This window comes from Amycolatopsis suaedae (genome assembly GCF_004214935.1).
Lineage (GTDB): Bacteria > Actinomycetota > Actinomycetes > Mycobacteriales > Pseudonocardiaceae > Amycolatopsis > Amycolatopsis suaedae.
Map to the genome: position 1 here is coordinate 62,156 of NZ_SFCC01000016.1, position 14,183 is coordinate 76,338.

At 71.6% G+C, this 14,183-nt stretch carries 14 protein-coding genes and 1 pseudogene; 7 read left to right on the plus strand and 8 right to left on the minus strand.

The window, feature by feature from the left end:
* Positions 1 to 91 precede the first annotated feature (91 nt).
* Positions 92 to 703 (minus strand): lysophospholipid acyltransferase family protein, encoded by a 612-nt coding sequence (locus tag EWH70_RS28095; RefSeq protein ID WP_130478546.1) that lies wholly within the window; start codon positions 701 to 703, stop codon positions 92 to 94.
* A gap of 56 nt (positions 704 to 759) precedes the next feature.
* Here EWH70_RS28095 and EWH70_RS28100 point away from each other — a divergent pair, with 56 nt between their 5' ends.
* The 4 genes from EWH70_RS28100 to EWH70_RS28115 all read left to right on the plus strand — a co-directional run bounded on the left by EWH70_RS28100 (position 760) and on the right by EWH70_RS28115 (position 3,449).
* Positions 760 to 1,356: a TetR/AcrR family transcriptional regulator gene (locus EWH70_RS28100; protein ID WP_130478547.1), complete on the plus strand. Its 597-nt coding sequence runs from the start codon at positions 760 to 762 to the stop codon at positions 1,354 to 1,356.
* Complete coding sequence (locus EWH70_RS28105; RefSeq protein WP_240687273.1) at positions 1,353 to 1,979, plus strand: RNA polymerase sigma factor; 627 nt, start codon at positions 1,353 to 1,355, stop codon at positions 1,977 to 1,979. The genes EWH70_RS28100 and EWH70_RS28105 overlap by 4 nt, the downstream gene beginning before the upstream one ends.
* Positions 1,976 to 2,221, plus strand: a complete 246-nt coding sequence (locus EWH70_RS28110) for an anti-sigma factor family protein (RefSeq protein WP_240687274.1) — start codon at positions 1,976 to 1,978, stop codon at positions 2,219 to 2,221. The genes EWH70_RS28105 and EWH70_RS28110 overlap by 4 nt, the downstream gene beginning before the upstream one ends.
* Before the next feature lie 157 nt (positions 2,222 to 2,378).
* Complete coding sequence (locus EWH70_RS28115) at positions 2,379 to 3,449, plus strand: MFS transporter (protein WP_338078619.1); 1,071 nt, start codon at positions 2,379 to 2,381, stop codon at positions 3,447 to 3,449.
* Here EWH70_RS28115 and EWH70_RS28120 read toward each other — a convergent pair.
* A pseudogene (locus tag EWH70_RS28120) lies at positions 3,431 to 4,270 on the minus strand (glycoside hydrolase family 16 protein); the annotation flags it as partial. The gene EWH70_RS28115 and the pseudogene EWH70_RS28120 overlap by 19 nt on opposite strands.
* Positions 4,271 to 4,417: 147 nt before the next feature.
* On the opposite strand from EWH70_RS28120, the gene EWH70_RS28125 reads away from it, so the two are divergent.
* The 3 genes from EWH70_RS28125 (at position 4,418) to EWH70_RS28135 (ending at position 6,827) form a co-directional block, all read left to right on the plus strand.
* Positions 4,418 to 4,999 (plus strand): TetR/AcrR family transcriptional regulator, encoded by a 582-nt coding sequence (locus tag EWH70_RS28125; protein WP_130478550.1) that lies wholly within the window; start codon positions 4,418 to 4,420, stop codon positions 4,997 to 4,999.
* The gene (locus EWH70_RS28130; protein ID WP_130478551.1) at positions 4,996 to 6,138 is read left to right on the plus strand and encodes a GDSL-type esterase/lipase family protein; all 1,143 of its coding nucleotides are present in this window, start codon (positions 4,996 to 4,998) and stop codon (positions 6,136 to 6,138) included. The genes EWH70_RS28125 and EWH70_RS28130 overlap by 4 nt, the downstream gene beginning before the upstream one ends.
* Positions 6,139 to 6,551: 413 nt before the next feature.
* A complete protein-coding gene (locus tag EWH70_RS28135) occupies positions 6,552 to 6,827 on the plus strand; it encodes a hypothetical protein (protein ID WP_130478552.1) in 276 nt (91 codons plus the stop codon).
* Positions 6,828 to 6,840: 13 nt separating this feature from the next.
* Here EWH70_RS28135 and EWH70_RS28140 read toward each other — a convergent pair whose 3' ends face one another.
* From EWH70_RS28140 to ahcY, 6 genes are all read right to left on the minus strand, one after another.
* On the minus strand, positions 6,841 to 8,013 hold the full coding sequence (locus tag EWH70_RS28140; protein ID WP_130478553.1) for a glycerate kinase family protein: 1,173 nt from the start codon (positions 8,011 to 8,013) through the stop codon (positions 6,841 to 6,843).
* An 8-nt stretch (positions 8,014 to 8,021) separates the two neighbouring features.
* Positions 8,022 to 9,497 (minus strand): SLC13 family permease, encoded by a 1,476-nt coding sequence (locus EWH70_RS28145; protein WP_130478554.1) that lies wholly within the window; start codon positions 9,495 to 9,497, stop codon positions 8,022 to 8,024.
* A gap of 72 nt (positions 9,498 to 9,569) precedes the next feature.
* Entirely contained in the window at positions 9,570 to 10,229 is a 660-nt protein-coding gene (locus tag EWH70_RS28150) for a response regulator transcription factor (RefSeq protein ID WP_130478555.1), read from the minus strand.
* Positions 10,226 to 11,680 (minus strand): sensor histidine kinase, encoded by a 1,455-nt coding sequence (locus EWH70_RS28155; protein ID WP_130478556.1) that lies wholly within the window; start codon positions 11,678 to 11,680, stop codon positions 10,226 to 10,228. The genes EWH70_RS28150 and EWH70_RS28155 overlap by 4 nt, the downstream gene beginning before the upstream one ends.
* A complete protein-coding gene (locus EWH70_RS28160) occupies positions 11,667 to 11,948 on the minus strand; it encodes a hypothetical protein (protein ID WP_130478557.1) in 282 nt (93 codons plus the stop codon). The genes EWH70_RS28155 and EWH70_RS28160 overlap by 14 nt, the downstream gene beginning before the upstream one ends.
* 747 nt (positions 11,949 to 12,695) lie before the next feature.
* The gene (ahcY, locus tag EWH70_RS28165; protein ID WP_130478558.1) at positions 12,696 to 14,156 is read right to left on the minus strand and encodes an adenosylhomocysteinase; all 1,461 of its coding nucleotides are present in this window, start codon (positions 14,154 to 14,156) and stop codon (positions 12,696 to 12,698) included.
* Positions 14,157 to 14,183: the final 27 nt, after the last annotated feature.

Here is a 14,183-nt window from a genome sequence, read left to right on the forward strand (position 1 = left end):
GCGGCGTGCAGGGGGTTGCCGCGAGGTGTCTATTTGTCTAGACCAATCGCCCTGGCTTTGTATATAACCCTGACGCGGGGCACCTGCGGGGTTACGCGTACCTGCCCGCGCTCTCCTGCCCGGACAGCCGCCCGATCGCGGCCATCACCTCGTCGGTCACCGCGCGCCGGTCCCGCCCCGAGGCGGCGTCGCCGGTGAACGTCAGCGGCGTGCCGAACCGGACGGTGACCCGGTGCGGCCGCGGCAGCACCCGGTCGATCGGCAGCAGGCGGTCGGTTCCGCCCAGTCCCACCGGCACCACGGGCGCGCCGGTGGCCAGTGCCAGCCAGCCGACGCCGGTCCGCCCGCGGTACAGCCTGCCGTCCGGTGACCGGGTGCCCTCCGGGTAGATGCCGACGACCCGGCCGTCGGCCAGCACCCCGGCGGCGGCGTCCAGTGCCGCCCGCGCGGCGCGGTAGCGGCCGCGGTCGATGGGCAGGTCGGTGAACCGGGCGAACAGCAGGCGGCCCGGCCCGCGGAAGTACTCGGCCTTCGCCAGGAACGTGACCCGGCGCGGGCTGAGCACCTTCAGTACGACGCTGTCGGCGAACGACAGGTGGTTGGCGGCCAGGATCACCGGGCCGTCCGGCAGGTGTTCGCGGCCGGTGACGGCGGGACGGCAGGTGAGACGCAGGGCGGGCCCGACCAGGGCGTTCAGCAACATACGCCGAATTATAGCGTCCGAACGGTCGGACTCTATTCCATGGATATACTGACCCGGTGAGTCCACGCAGCTCCTTCGCCCACGCCCGGCAGACCCGGGAGGCGATCGTCGAGGCCGGCCTGCGCATCGCCTCGGTCGAGGGTCTGGAGGGGCTGACCATCGGCAGGCTCGCCGCCGACCTGGGACTGAGCAAGTCCGGCGTGCTCGGCCACTTCGGGTCCAAGGAGACCCTGCAGCTGGAGGTCGTCGACGCGGCGGCCGAGCTGTTCGGCAGGGAGGTGGTCGGCCGCGCCGAGCGTGCCCCCGAGGGGTTGCGCAGGCTGCGGGCGCTGGTCGAGTCCTGGGTGTCCTATGTGGAGCGTGGAGTGCTGCCGGGCGGGTGTTTCTTCACTGCGGCGGCCTCGGAGTTCGACGACCGCTCCGGCCCGGTCCGCAACGCCGTCGCCGGGCTCGCGTGGGTGTGGGAGCGGGATCTGCGGCGGCAGGTCGACCTCGCCGTCGCGGCGGGGGAGCTGCCCGCCGGGACCGACTCCGACCAGGTGGTGTTCGAGCTGTCCGGGCACCTGCTGGCGCTGAACTACGCGCTGCGGCTGCACCGCGACCCCGCCGCGCCGGCCAGGGCGCGCACGGCGATCGCCCGGTTGCTCGAGTGAGCGTCCCTCCCGACGAGACCCTGCTGCCCCGGCTGCGGGCAGGCGACGACGACGCGTTCGCGCTGGTGCTGGACGCCTGGTCGGCCGGGATGCTGCGGCTGGCGCGGGTCTACGTGTCGACCCCCGAGTCGGCCGCCGAGGTGGTGCAGGAGACCTGGCTGGCGGTCATCGCCGGGCTCGACGGCTTCGCGGGCCGCTCGTCGTTGCGGACCTGGGTGTACCGGATCCTGATCAACACGGCCAAACGCCGGGGCGGCAGGGAGTCCCGCACGGTGCCGCTGAGCAGCCTCGGCCCGACGGTCGACCCCGCGGCCTTCGCCGGGCCGGGCGAGCCGTTTTCCGGGCACTGGCGCGAGCTCCCCGCGCCGTGGCCCACCCCCGAGCAGCACACGCTGAGCGCCGAGGTGCGCGACCGGATCGCCACGGCGCTGGCCGGGCTGCCCGAACGTCAGCGCGCCGTGCTCGTGCTGCGGGACGTGCAGGGCCACACCTCCGCCGAGGTGTGCGCGATACTGGAGCTGTCGGCGGCCAACCAGCGGGTGCTGCTGCACCGGGCCCGTGCCGCCGTGCGGGCGGAGCTGGCCACGTACTTCGCGGCGGCAGGGGAAGGGAGGCCGAGATGAGCGAGCTGCGCTGCGAGCAGTTCGTCGAGCTGGTCACCGAGTTCCTCGACGGGGCACTGGACCCGCGGGCCGAGCGGGAGTTCGTCGACCACCTCGCCGAGTGCGACGGCTGCGGGCGTTACCTCGACCAGGTGCGGACCACCGTCTCGGCGCTGGGTGAGCTGCCCGAGGATCACCTGCCGGAACCCGCCCGCGCCACGCTGCTGTCCGCGTTCCGGAAGAAATCCGGCCGCGACGCGTAACGCCCGGCGGTGCCGCTGACACTGCACCGCCATGACGTTGACAAGCAGGCTGTTGCCGCTGCACCTGGGGGTGCTGGCGCAAGGATTCATGCTGTGGCTGCCGGTGGAGAAGCTGTTCCTCAGTGAGATCGGCTTCGACGCGGCGCAGATCGGACTGATGGCCGCCGCCTACGCCGCGGTGGTGCCGGTGGTCGAGGTGTTCTCCGGGATCCTCGCCGACCGGTGGAGCCGCCGCGGCGTGCTGGTGCTGTCCAGCGTGGCACTGTCGGTGTGCACGCTGGCCGGCGGGCTGAGCACCGGCGTGACCAGCTACATCGCCAGCGTTCTCGCGCTCGGCGTGTACTTCGCGTTGTTCTCCGGGACGGTGGACGCCGTCGTCTACGACACGGTGCTGGAGGAGACGGGCGGCAGCGGCGAGTTCGAGCGTCGCGTCGGCAGGGTGCGGTCGCTGGAGGCGGTCGCGCTGGTCACCAGCTCGCTGGCGGGTGGCTGGGTCGCCGAGCTGTCCTCGCCCCGGGTGACCTACTTCCTGAGCGTGCCGTTCGCGCTGCTGTCCATTGTGGCCTATCTGCGGTTCGCCGAGCCGGTGCTGCACAGGCGGTCCGAACGCGGGACGCTGCGTGCGCATCTCGGTACGACCTGGCGGGCGATGGCTGGTGGCGGGCGGCTGGTTCCGGTGGTGCTGGCCGCGATGCTCAGCGCGACGGTGACCCAGCTGGTCTTCGAGTTCGGTCCACTGTGGCTGGTCGCCGTGGCACTGCCCGCCGTGCTGTACGGGCCGTACTGGGCGGTGCTGGAGTCGATGCTGGGGCTCGGCGGCCTGCTGGCCGGACGTTTCGCGCTGCACCGGCTTCCGGTGCTCGCCGGGCTGCTCGCCCTGCTGGCCGGAGCGTGTGCGGTGCTGGTGACCGGTGGCGGCGCGGTGTGGTTCACCGTCGCGCAGGTCGTGCTCGTCCTGGCGACGGCCGTGGTGACCATCCACGTGCTGCGGCTGCTGCACGACGCGGTGCCGTCGACCGTGCGGACCGGGGTGGCGTCCGGAGTCAGCGCGTTGAGCTGGCTGGTGTTCCTGCCGGTCGCGCTGCTGTCGGGGGTACTGGTCCGGGACGCGGGCCCGCGAGCGGCCGGCTGGCTGCTCGCGGGCTGCGTCGCCGCGCTGGCGGTTCTGCTGGTGGTGCTGAAACCGCGAACCCGGCTACCGGAGGTTCAGTTGGTCACGCGGACGTAGTCGATGACCAGCTGCTGCGGGAACCGCGTGTTGCCGTCGGGCGGGCCCGGCCAGTTACCGCCGACCGCCAGGTTGAGGATCATGAAGAACGGGTGGTCGAACACCCAGCGGTTGCCGTTGAGATCCGCCGGAGTGCGGGTCTGGTAGTGGTTTCCGTCCACGAACCACTGGATCTGGTTGGGCCGCCACTCCACGGTGAAGGTGTGGAAGCCGTCGGCGAACACCGGGCCGTGGTAGGCGGCGCCGATGCCGCCCGCGCCGGAGTAGCCGGGGCCGTGCAGCGTGCCGTGCACGGTGTTGGGCTCGCGGCCGATGTTCTCCATGAAGTCGATCTCGCCGCAGTTGGGCCAGCCGACGCTGCCGATGTCCTGGCCCAGCGCCCAGAACGCGGGCCACATGCCCGCGCCGCGGGGCAGCTTCATGCGGGCCTCGAACCGGCCGTAGGTCTGGGTGAACTTGCCCGCGGTGTTGAGCCGGGCCGAGGTGTACTCGCACCGGCCGTACCAGCAGTTGTAGTTGGCCGGATTCTCCTTGCGGGCGGTGATCACCAGGTTGCCGTTGCCGTCGTGGGCGGCGTTGCTGGTGCTGTTGGTGTAGTACTGCAGCTCGCGGTTGTTGACGTTGTCGCCGGTTTCCAGCTGCCACTTGCTGCCGTCGACCGGGGCGCCCGCGCCGGCGTTGAACTCGTCGGCGAAGGTGACCGCGGGCGCGGCCTGCGCGGCCGGTGCCGCGAGTGTGACGGCCGCGGCGGCGACCAGCGCGGGGGCGAGGGCGCGCCGGAGCCGGGTCCAGCGGCGGGTACGGGCAGGGGACGTCGTCATTGACCTCACCTCATGGGGACGGGGACCTTTGTTGTCGCCGGAAACAAAAGTATGCAGAGCGGTTCACGTGGAGACAAGGCTTCCGGATGGAAACTTTCCGGCGCCTAAAAGATGGCGGCAGTTTCCTAAAGGTGTTAGCTTTGAGGGGTGCCACGAGCTGGACTCACCGCGGAACGCCTGACGCGGGCCGGTGCGGAGATGGCCGACGAGGTCGGGTTCGACCAGGTCACCGTCTCGGCGCTGGCCCGGCGGTTCGACGTCAAGGTCGCGAGCCTGTACTCCCACGTGGAGAACTCGCGTGACCTCAAGACCCGGATCGCGCTGCTCGCGCTGGAGGAGATGGCCGACCGGGCGTCAGACGCGCTGGCCGGCCGGTCCGGGAAGGACGCACTGGCCGCGCTGGCCGGCGTCTACCGCGACTACGCCCGGCAGCACCCCGGCCGCTACGCCGCGGCCCAGCTCAGGCTCGACCCGGAAACGGCCGCCGCCAGCGCCGGCATGCGGCACGCGCAGCTGACCAGGGCGGTCCTGCGCGGCTACGACCTGACCGGGCCGGACCAGACCCACGCCGTCCGGTTGCTGGGCAGCGTCTTCCACGGTTACGTCAGCCTGGAACTCGGAGGCGGGTTCGACCACAGCGCCCCCGACACCCAGCAGACGTGGACGAGGATCCTCGACGCGCTCGACGCCCTGTTACGCAACTGGCCCGACCAACGGACCGAGACATGATCACCACCCCCATCACACCCGGCCTCCTGCGTGGAGCGCTGGAGCTGGAGCAGACCGATTTCGGCCTGCTGCCGCACCGGTTGCCGGCCCGTGCCCGCGCGCAGTGCGCCGACGGGCAGCTCGCGATGGCCGAGTCCCAGCCGTCCGGCGTCCGGCTCGTGCTGCGGACCCGGGCCACCGTCGTCGAGCTGGACACGTTGCCCACCAAGCGGGTCTACGCCGGTGTTCCGCCGCGGCCGGACGGCGTGTACGACCTGCTCGTCGACGGCGAGCTGACCGGGCAGCAGACCGTGCCCGGCGGCAACGCGCTGGTCATCGACATGGCCGCGCGCACGTTCGAGCTGCGTCCCGGCAGCGGTGGCACCGTGCGGTTCGCCGGTCTGCCCGGCCGGGTCAAGGACGTCGAGATCTGGTTGCCGCACAACGAATCCACCGAACTCGGCGCGTTGCGGACGGACGCGCCCGTCGAGCCGGTGCCGGGGCACCGCCCGGTGTGGCTGCACCACGGCAGCTCGATCAGCCACGGTTCCGACGCCGCCAGTCCGACCACGACGTGGCCCGCGCTCGCGGCGTCGCTCGGCGGCGTCGACCTGGTCAACCTGGGCATGAGCGGCAGCGCGCTGCTCGACCCGTTCACGGCGCGCGCGATGCGGGACACGCCCGCCGACCTGATCAGCGTCAAGCTGGGCATCAACGTGGTCAACGCCGACCTGATGCGGCTGCGGGCGTTCGGCCCTGCGGTGCACGGGTTCCTGGACACCATCCGCGACGGTCACCCGGACGTGCCGCTGCTGGTCGTCTCGCCGGTGTACTGCCCGATCCAGGAGGACACGCCGGGGCCGATCGTGCCGGACTTCACCGGGGAGCGGGTGGTGTTCCGGGCCACCGGCGACCCCGCCGAGGTGGCCGGCGGCAAGCTGACGCTGGCCGTCGTCCGCGAGGAGCTGGAGCGGATCGTGGATCAGCGGGCGGACCCGGCGCTGCACTACCTGGATGGCCGCGAGCTGTACGGCGAGGCGGACTTCGCCGAGCTGCCCCTGCCCGACAACCTCCACCCCGACGCGGCCACCCACCGCCGCATGGGCGAACGCTTCGCCAAGCTGGCGTTCACCCCCGGCGCCCCGCTGGCTCCCCGCTGACGCGCGAGTCCACCGCCCACACCCCGCGAGTCCACCCCTCCGCACCCCCGAGTTGACCACTCCCGCGGGTGTGAACGGTCAACTCGCGGGGTGGGAACGGTGGACTCGCGGGGCGGGAACGGACAACTCGCGCGAGCGGCCCGTTCGCGCGGGCGACCGGCACCACGTGAGAACCGGCGTCCACATCGTGAGTTCTGCGCTCACGCACGCGAGTTCTGCACTCCGGCACGCGAGTTCTACGTTCCGGTACACGAGTTCCACGCTCGAGACCAGCCACCTCGCCTGAGCGCGACCCGACTTCGCCGTGCGGGCAATGATCAACTTCCAGATTCGCTCAAGAATCCTGTCCAGAGCGGATGGCTAGCGTCGTGCCCTGATCAAGTTCACGACCGGAAGTCACAAGGGGGACCACCTTGCTCACCACGAAGCGGATCGCGGCTGCCGCCGCCACTGTCCTGGCCGCCGCGGGCCTGTCGCTCGCCGCCGCCGCACCGGCGCAGGCGACCGCCGGCCAATGCGTGAAGTTCCTGCGGAATCAGGGCTACGTCATCGGCAAAGGGGTAGTGGGCGCGTGCGACGGCGCGGCAGGCGGGGGTGCCGGCGGCCAGACCGGCTGCATCGTCAAGCTCGTCAGCCTCGGAGTCACGGGCGACCACGCCAAGACCGCCTGCAAGATCGCGACGCTCTGACTGCCCGGCGCACCTACGACACCGCGAGGGCGGCGCCGACCAGGACCAGGCGCAGGGCGCGCTCGGTGGCGTCGGTGACCAGCTCGGCCGCGCGCTCCATCGCCTCGGCCAGCTCGATCGGCGCGGCCAGGATGCCGGCGAAGGCGTCGATGCCGGTGTCGTGGGTACGCCGCGCGCCGCGGCCGATGGTGCCAGCCAGCGCGATCACCGGCTTGCCGTGCCGCTTCGCCCGCCGCGCCACCTCGGCGGGGACCTTGCCGCGGGGCGTCTGGTAGTCGATGGCGCCCTCGGCGGTGAGCACCAGGTCGGCCGCGGCCAGCCGCGCGTCCAGGTCGACGTGGTCGAGCAGCACGTCGAACCGCGGCAGCAGCCGGGCACCGAGCACCCCGGCCAGCCCGCCGCCCAGCCCGCCGGACGCCCCCGAGCCGGGCGCCAGCGTCAGGTCGGTGCCGGCGTGGGCGCTGAGCACCTCGGCCCAGCGCAGCATCGCCGTCGACAGCGCCGCGACCTGCTCGGCGTCGGCGCCCTTCTGCGGGCCGAACACCTCGGCCACGCCGGACTCGCCGGTCAGCACGTTGTGCGGGTTGCAGGCCACCAGCACCTCGGTCCCGGCCAGCCGGGGGTCCACACCGGACACATCGAGTTCCTTGGCCCGCACCAGGTCGTAACCGTCGTGCCCCAGCTCGTTGCCCGCCTCGTCGAGGATCCGCGCGCCCAGGGCACGCAACGCGCCCGCGCCGCCGTCACAGGTGCCGGAGTCGCCGCAGCCGACCAGCACCCGCTCGCAGCCCGCGTCCAGCGCGGCGCGGATCAGCTCGCCGACGCCGTAGGTGGTGGTGAGCCCGGGGTCGCGCCGGTCCCTCGGCACCAGCCGCAGCCCGGCCGCCGCCGCCATCTCCACGACGGCCGTGCGCGGGCCGTCGCCGCCCAGCACGGCGAAGTGCGACGGGACTCTCTCGCCCACCGGCCCGGTGACCACGACCGGGACCAGCCGCCCGCCGGTCGCCTCGGCGAGCGTGCGGGCCGATCCCTCGCCGCCGTCGACCAGCGGCACGGTGTCCACAATGGCCCCCGGCACGACCCGCCGCACACCGGCGGCCATGGCGGCGGCGACGTCCTCGGCGGCCAGCGACTCCTTGAACCCGCTGGGCGCGATCACGAACCGCAGGGGAGTGGTGGTGGTCATGGTTTCTCCTATCGCAGAGCAAGGCCGAACGCGGGCCAGACGGCCAGCGCGAACCCGAGGACGAGCAGGACGAACAGCGGAGCGAGCACGGCGGAGACCCGCAGCAGGTCGGCCTTGCCGAAGGCCGACGTTCCGGCGAACATCGCCACCGGCTTGGCCGAGGACGGCATGGTGTGGCAGAAGCCCGCGGCCACGGTGGAGGCGAACGCCAGCGCGACCGGGTTCATCCCGGCGGCCATCGCCAGCGGCACCACCAGCGGCACGATCACCGACGACCGCGCCGACCGCGACTGCAGCACCAGGTGCGCCGCGGTGCTCACCCCGACGACCAGTGCCAGCACCGCCAGCGGCGACCCGGCGGCGCCGCCGAACACGGCGTCCCCCAGCCACGCCGCGGCCCCCGAGGTGCTCAGTGCCGCACCCAGCACCGTCGTGGTGGTCATGAACAGCAGCAGCGACCACGGCACCGCGTCCACCGCGTCGGACACCGTCACCGTCCCCACTTTCGGAGCGGTGACCAGCACGGCACCGAGCAACGCCACCAGCGCGGGGGACAGGTTGTGCACCGACTCGGTGCACCACAGCAGCACCACCCCGGCCAGCACGGCCAGCGCCCGCCACTGCGCACCGGTGAGCGGCCCGCGGACGCCGACGCCGGTCGCGGCGGCGAGCTGGTCGGCGTCCAGCCGCAGGGGCCGGACCCGCGTGGCGCGGTCGGTGAACAGCAGCAGCACCAGCTCGGCTGCCAGGTGGGAGCTGACCACGGCGAACGGCAGCCCGAGCAGCAGCCACCAGCCGTAGGAGATCCCGCTGCCGGTGAGCGTGGCGAGCACCGTGCTGGTGATCACGTGCGCACCGGCGCCGATCAGGCTCGCCACCGCCGACAGCAGGATCACCGTCGGGAACGTCAGCGCCAGCGCCTTGACCAGCTTCGGCCGGTCCGCCAGCGCCGTGGCCAGCGCCAGGAACACCGGCAGCGCCAGCGCGGCTCGCCCTGAGGTCGCCGGGACGGCCAGCGCGGTGCCGACCAGCGCCGCCGTGACCAGGTGGACGAGCCGGCGTGGCGACCGGGCGCGGGCACACAGCAGGATGGCCGCCCGCGTCGGCAGCCCGGTCGCCGTCAGTCCCGCCGCCAGGGCGAACGCGGCGATGAGCAGCCAGATGGTCTCCCCGCCCAGTGCGGCGAACAGGTCACCCGAGCTGAGCACACCGGCCAGCACCAGCGCGACGGCCGCGGCCAGCCCGACGAACGTGTCGTCGACCTTGCCCGACAGCCACGCCAGCACCGCGGCGGCGAACACCACCAGGGTGATCTTCCCGGCATGCGGCAGGCCGGACTGCGGCCCCGGCAGCAGGGCGTAGAGCAGTCCGAGCGCACCGGCGAACGCCGCCAGCGGTACGAGCCAGCGGTGCACCGTCCGATGCGGACGCCGCGGCTGTACCGGCCGGGGCAGCGGCTGGGTGGCGTAGGCGGTCCTGGTCATGGAAACCAGAGTGCGGCCGGCTGCTGAACCACCCGTGAATCGCAGATGAGGTGGTCTTCATCTGCCCGCCGGTCAGGCCAGCCGGTAACCCATCCCCCGCACGGTGGCGATGCGGTCCTGGCCGATCTTGCGCCGCAGCGTGCGGACGTAGACGTCGACCACATTGGACCCCGGGTCGAAGTCGTAGCCCCACACGTGGGACAGGATCTGCTCGCGGGACAGTACCTGCCCCGGGTGACGCAGGAACAGCTCCAGCAGGGAGAACTCACGGGCGGTGAGGTCGGTGGTGCCCTCGGAGGTCTGTGCCCGCCTGGTACGCAGGTCCAGCGAGATTCCGTTGTGCCGCAACACCGTCAGCTCCGGTGCGGCACCGGAGGAGCGCAGCCGCAGCCGTACCCGGGCCAGCAGTTCCTCGAACCGGAACGGTTTGGTCATGTAGTCGTCGGCGCCGCCCTCCAGCCCGGCGACCGTGTCACCGACCGAGTCGCGGGCGGTGAGGATGATCACCGGCGTCGACACGCCGGACCGGCGCATGGCCTGCAGCACGGCGAAACCGTCCCGTTTGGGCAGTCCGAGGTCGAGCACCACCAGGTCGAACTCGCCACCGACGGCGTTGGCCAGCGCCGAGTCGCCGTCGGCCACCACCGTCGTGGTGAATCCGTTGGCGCGCAGTCCTTTCTCGACGAATGACGCGATACGCTGCTCGTCCTCGGCGATCAGGATCCGGCTCACGAAGGTGTCACCTCTTCCAGTACGCCGGCCGGGGCGGCCGGTAGTTCGATGCCGAACGTCGCGCCCGCGCCCGGTTCGGACAGGATGCGGACCCGGCCGTGGTGGGCGTCGGCGATGGCCTTGACGATGGCCAGGCCCAGGCCGGCGCCCGCGCTGCCGCGGGCCGAGGACTCGCCGCGCTTGAACCGCTCGAACAGCTTCGGCGCCTCCTCCGGCGACACCCCGGGCCCGGTGTCGGTCACCCAGAACGACACCGCGCCCCGGGTCAGCGCCGACCCGATCCGGATGGCGGCGCCCTCCTCGGTGTGCTGCACGGCGTTCTGGGCAAGCTGGAGCACCGCCTGGGTGACCCGCTGCGGGTCCAGCCACGCCTCGCCCTCGCCGATCGCCTCCAGTGTCCAGTCGCGGGTGGCGATGGCCCTGGCGTTGGCGTAGAGGTCGGAGGTGAGGTCGGGCACGGACGTCCACTCCGGACTGACGAAGTCGGGCTGGCCGGCCTTGGCCAGCAGGAGCAGGTCGTTGACGATGCGGGCCATGCGGTCGAGCTCGTCGGTGCACAGGCGCACCACCTCGGCCCGTTCGGCCGGGTCGTCGCCGAGCAGTTCCAGGTGACCGCGGACGATGGTGATCGGGGTACGCAGCTCGTGCCCGGCGTCGTCGAGGAACTCCTGCCGGGTGCGGAACGCGGTCTCCAGCCGGTCCAGCATGGCGTTGAACTGCTCGGCGAGCGCGGCGATGTCGTCGCGGCCGTCGACCGGGATGCGGTGGGTGAGGTCGTCCTCGGTCAGGCGGGCCGCGGCCATCCGGACCGTCCGGACGGGAGCGAGGATCTGCCCGGCGGCGAACCAGGAGATGCCCGCGCCCAGCACCAGCGCGACCAGGCCGATGCCGATCAGCGTGCGCACGGTCTTGGCGGCCTCGGCCTGCGCCGCGTCGGTGAAGTACCCGCTGATGAACCAGCCGACCGGATGGCCGCCGCTGCCCGGTGGCAGCACGTCCACCCTGGACCAGCGCAGCTCGCCCGCGGTCGTGGACACCGTGCCGATCGAGGCGGGCGCGGTGATGATCTGCTCGACCGGCACGTCGACGCCCTTGCCCGCGGAGCCCTGGCTGAAGCTGCGCAGCCCGGCGGGTGTGGCCACCGCGCCGGTGAGCACCTCGGCGGGGTCGGTGTACTGGGTGGCCAGGTGCCGCTTCAGGACCGTCTCCGGGTCCCGCAGCGGCTGGCCGGTCACCGGGTCGTTGCCGTTGCTGGCGAACTGCCGGAACTCCTCGGCGTCCTGCTCCAGGCTGCGGTTGACGCGGTCGTCCACGGCGTCGTACTCGAACTCGGCGACCAGCAGCACCAGCGCGGTCAGGCCGGCGGCCATGACCAGGACGAACCACCCCATGATGCGGACCCGCGCCGGGATCCGGGTGCCGGGACGGCGGGGTCGTTCAGCCGTCGTCATCGCCACCGTCATCGTCGTCGTCATCGTCGACCGGCGGGGGTGGCGGCAGCACGGTGCGCGGGGGAGGGGCAGGGCTGGACGTCGAGGTGCTCGGTGGGGGCGGCGGACCGGAGGTCACGGTGGACGGTGCCGGGCCAGCCGACTCACCGATGCGCACCGTGGGCGGCTGCTTCGGCGGTTCCGGGTCGGCGAGCAGCAGCGCCACGACGGCGCCGACCGGCAGGGCGAGCGCGGCCACCAGCGCGAGGATCCGCGGTGTGCGACTCATGTGCTCCACCCTCCACCCGGCACGAAAGAGCCGGATGAAGTGATGATGAGGAAACTTTCATGATCGCGCCACCGGGAAGCACGTGAAGGCCACCTTCACCACGTGAGACGTCAGGGTCCCGGCAAAGTCGGGCGCCGGGGTGAGCAAGGGAGCTTTACTAGCGAAGAAGGGAAGTAAAGCTCCCTTGCTGCCTTACGGGTGTGGCTGGTGGGGCTGCCGTGACTGGCGATGCCAGCGGGACACCTGGGATCGCGTGAAAGCCGAGTTCCTCTCGCCAGACGTGATGAAGGTGGCCTTCACCTACCTGACGCGAACCCGTCACGCGGGCACACCTGTCACACCGGCACCAGCCAGCACACCCACCCCACCCGTCGCCACGAACGAGACAACACCCCCGCACCCCGCCGCCACCAACGGCACCATACTTGCGCGACACGCAACCACAGCACCCCTGCCGACGGCCCCAGGCCGACGCTGCCCACGACTTTGCCGGGGCCCTGGCGTCTGATGCCGTGAAGGTGGCTTTCACGAACATCCCGCCCCGCCGTCGCGGCCTCACCAGTCACACCCGGCCCAGCAGACGCAGCCGTCACCACGAAAGAGACCCAGCAAAGTTCCCCAATGTGGCATTGGGGAACTTGAACTCCCCCAATGCCACATTGGGGACACACAGCACCCGGACTTTGCCGGAACCCTGACGTCAGACGTGGTGAAGGTGGACTTCACGTGCCGTGGGCCGTTGGTGCGTCAGTAGCGGTAGTGGTCCGGCTTGTAGGGGCCGGCCACGTCGACGTCGAGGTACTCGGCCTGCTTCTTGGTCAGCGTGGTCAGGCGGACGCCCAGCGCGTCGAGGTGCAGCCTGGCGACCTTCTCGTCGAGGTGCTTGGGCAGCCGGTAGACCTCGCGCTCGTACTCACCCGGCTTGGTGAACAGCTCGATCTGCGCGATGGTCTGGTTGGCGAACGAGTTCGACATCACGAAGCTGGGGTGCCCGGTGGCGTTGCCCAGGTTCATCAGCCTGCCCTCGGACAGCACCAGGATGGCGTGACCATCGGGGAAGACCCACTCGTGCACCTGCGGCTTGATCTCGACCTTGCGGATCCCGTCGATCTTCGCCAGCCCGGCCATGTCGATCTCGTTGTCGAAGTGGCCGACGTTGCCGACGATCGCGTTGTGCTTCATCTTGGCCATGTCCTCGGCCATGATGATGTCGGTGTTGCCGGTCGTGGTGATGAAGATGTCCGCCCGGGACACCACGTCGTCGAGGTGCACGACCTCCAGGCCGTCCATCGACGCCTGCAGCGCGCAGATCGGGTCGATCTCGGTTACCACGACCCTGGCGCCCTGGCCGCGCAGCGACTCCGCCGCGCCCTTGCCGACGTCGCCGTAGCCGCAGACGACGGCCAGCTTGCCGCCGAGCATGACGTCGGTGGCCCGGTTGAGGCCGTCGGCCAGCGAGTGCCGGATGCCGTACTTGTTGTCGAACTTGGACTTGGTGACCGAGTCGTTGACGTTGATGGCCGGGAACAGCAGCGTGCCGTCGGCGGCCAGCTTGTACAGCCGCTTGACGCCGTTGGTCGTCTCCTCGGTGACGCCGCGGATCTCCTCGGCGATCCGGGTGAACCGCTTCGGGTCGGCGGCGATGCTGTCGCGCAGCGTGCGCAGGATGATCCCGTACTCCTCGGGGTCGTCCGCCGCGGGCTGCGGAACGGCGCCCGCCTTCTCGAACTCGACGCCCTTGTGCACCAGCAGGGTGGCGTCGCCGCCGTCGTCGAGCAGCATGTTCGGTCCCCGGCCACCGGAGAACTGGAACAGCTGGTCGGTGCACCACCAGTACTCGTCCAGCGTCTCGCCCTTCCAGGCGAACACCGGCGTGCCCTCGGGCTTGTCGGGGGTGCCGTCCGGGCCGACGACGACCGCCGCGGCGGCCTCGTCCTGCGTGGAGAAGATGTTGCAGGACACCCAGCGCACCTCGGCGCCGAGTTCGACCAGCGTCTCGATCAGCACGGCCGTCTGCACCGTCATGTGCAGCGAGCCGGCGATGCGGGCGCCGGAAAGGGGTTTGCTGGCCGAGTACTCGCGGCGGATCGCCATCAGGCCGGGCATCTCGTGCTCGGCGAGGCGAAGCTGCTTGCGGCCGTACTCGGCCAGCGACAGGTCCGCGACGGCGTACTCGACGTTGTTACTGGTGCGCAGGGTCGCGCTCATCAGGATTCTCCGATCGTGCTCGAATGG